This is a genomic window from Solirubrobacter deserti, assembly GCF_027587175.1.
GTDB lineage: Bacteria > Actinomycetota > Thermoleophilia > Solirubrobacterales > Solirubrobacteraceae > Solirubrobacter > Solirubrobacter deserti.
The window spans coordinates 1-2,162 of sequence record NZ_JAPCID010000110.1 but is presented as its reverse complement, the minus strand read 5'-3'; the positions used below and the strand labels follow the sequence as shown (position 1 = coordinate 2,162).

2 protein-coding genes are annotated in these 2,162 nt (G+C 69.3%); both read right to left on the bottom strand.

Annotated elements, in window-relative coordinates:
• Positions 1-91: 91 nt before the first annotated feature.
• Positions 92-853: an IS21-like element helper ATPase IstB gene (istB, locus tag OJ962_RS34120; RefSeq protein ID WP_202958740.1), complete on the bottom strand. Its 762-nt coding sequence runs from the start codon at positions 851-853 to the stop codon at positions 92-94.
• Entirely contained in the window at positions 850-2,040 is a 1,191-nt protein-coding gene (istA, locus tag OJ962_RS34115) for an IS21 family transposase (RefSeq protein ID WP_202958741.1), read from the bottom strand. Before istA ends, istB begins: the two co-directional genes overlap by 4 nt.
• Between the last annotated feature and the right edge of the window lie 122 nt (positions 2,041-2,162).

Below are 2,162 nucleotides of genomic sequence, written 5' to 3'. Positions count from 1 at the left end.
TGTCAAGGCCGGTTGAAGATTGGGCCGGTTTGGCCGGTTGAAAAGTGGTCCACCTGAGCGAGAGCTTGGCTGGATCGGCGGGGCGTGTAGGTCAGTCGTTGCGGCTGGTTGGGCGGGCGAGGTCGCGGTCGCGGAGGCGGTAGGAGTCGCCTTTGAGGGCGAGGATCTCGGCGTGGTGAACGAGCCGGTCGATCATGGCGGCGGCGGTGACGTCGTCGCCGAAGATCTCGCCCCAGCCTGAGAAGGGCTTGTTGCTGGTGACGATCAGCGAGGCGCGTTCGTAGCGGCGCGAGACGAGCATGAACATCAGGTTCGCGGCTTGGGGATCGAACGGGATGTAGCCGACTTCGTCGACGATCAGCAACGGGATCCGCTGGAGCTTGTCCAGCTCGGCGTCCAGGCGGCCCTGTCGTTGCGCGTCGGCGAGCAGGGCGACCCATTCGGTGGCGGTGCGGAACGCGACGCGATGGCTGGCCAGGCAGGCGCGGATGCCGAGCGCGATCGCCAGGTGCGTCTTGCCGGTGCCAGGCGGTCCGAGCAAGACGATGTTCTCCTTGCCGGCGAGAAAGTCGAGCTGTCCGAGGTGCAGCACCTCGGTCTGTTTGATCGAGCGTTGGAAGCTGAAGTCGAACTCCTCGAGCGTCTTGCGGGCCGGGAACCGGGCGGCCTTGACGCGGGCTTGGCCGCCGTGGCTGTCGCGGCTGTCGACCTCGGTCCTGAGGACGCTCTGTAGGAACTGCTCGTAGCTCCAGTCCTCGTTGCGGGCGCGCTCGGCGAGCTTGGGCAACGCGCGCGCCGCGGCCGGCGCCTTGAGAACGCGAAACAGGTGCGCGAGCTCGCTGGTGGCGCTCATGCGATCAACGCGTCGTAGCGGTCCAGCGGGCGAACCTCGACCGCCGTCTCGACCGGCCTTGAGCGGCGTTGGGTCTTGAGCTGGCGGGCGTGCTCGAGCGCGGTGATGGTTCGGTGGCGCGCGAAGCTGCGAGCGTGCTGGCAGGCGATCTCGCCGGTGTCGAGCGCGACCGCGGCGACCTGGCGCTGATCGACCCGGACCTCAACGCGCCGACCGACCAGGCGCGGGTCCAGGCTGTAGTCGTTGGTGTCAAAGCGCAGGTGCGGGTCCGGTGGGACGCGCGTGACCCAGCGCCGCGCGGTGTCGGGCAACTCGGCCGGCAGCGGTGACATCGCCGGCAACTCGACGGCGAGTCGGTCGATCGGGCGCTCTCGGAGCGTCTTGTGCCGGCGCTCGTTGACCTTGGCGAACCAGCCGTCGAGTTGGGCTTGGAAGTCGAGCTCGTTCGCGAACAGCCGACCCGGCTCAAAGTTGGTCTCCGCGTAGCCCTGCAGGCGCTCGACCGCGCCCTTGGCCTGCGGATCGGCCTTCTCGCAGAACTGCCAGCCGACGCGGAGCTGTCCGCAGAAGCCGGCAAATGCCTCCGACGGGCGGCCGTCGCGGCCGTGGATGCCGGCCTGGCGATCCCAGACCAACGTCTGCGGCAAGGCGCCCAACCGCTGCAAGCAGCCCGCGATCCCGGCCAGCAGGTCCTCAGTCTGGGTCGAGAACACCAACACCCCGGCGCCCGCCCTCGAGTAGCCAAGACAGGCGATGACGACCCAGCCGTGCCGGGTTTGGCCGTGTCCGACCGGGACCGCTTCGCGTGGCTGCCAGAGGTCGAACTGGCAAAGCTCGCCCGGCCGATAGATCGTGCGCTGAAACGTCCGCGGCCGCGGCGCGAACAACGGCCTGATCTCGCGCAGGTAGTCGTCGACGACGGTCTTGCCCGCGCTGCAGCCCAGCGGCTCCAGCAGCTCGCGCAGCCGGACGCCCGGGAGCTTGGGGTCCTCGCGCAACAACCGGTGAATCTCGTCCTTGAACGGATCCAACTTCGACCCTGCCGGCGCGCGCCGGTAGACCGGCGGGCCGTCGCTGCTCAGCGCCCGCCGGATCGTGTCGCGGTGCAACCCCGTCCGGCGATGAATCTCGCGCTGGGACAGGCCCTTGACGAAGTGCAGCCGACGAACCTCGGCCCACTGCTCCACCCCGACCACCTCGCTCCTCCCGGGCTCGCTCCGCGCACACGATCCCAGGCCCCGCGAGCCACCCGCCGGGTGGCCCACCTTTCAACCGGCGCAGGTGGACCAGTTTTCACCCGGCGCCGACA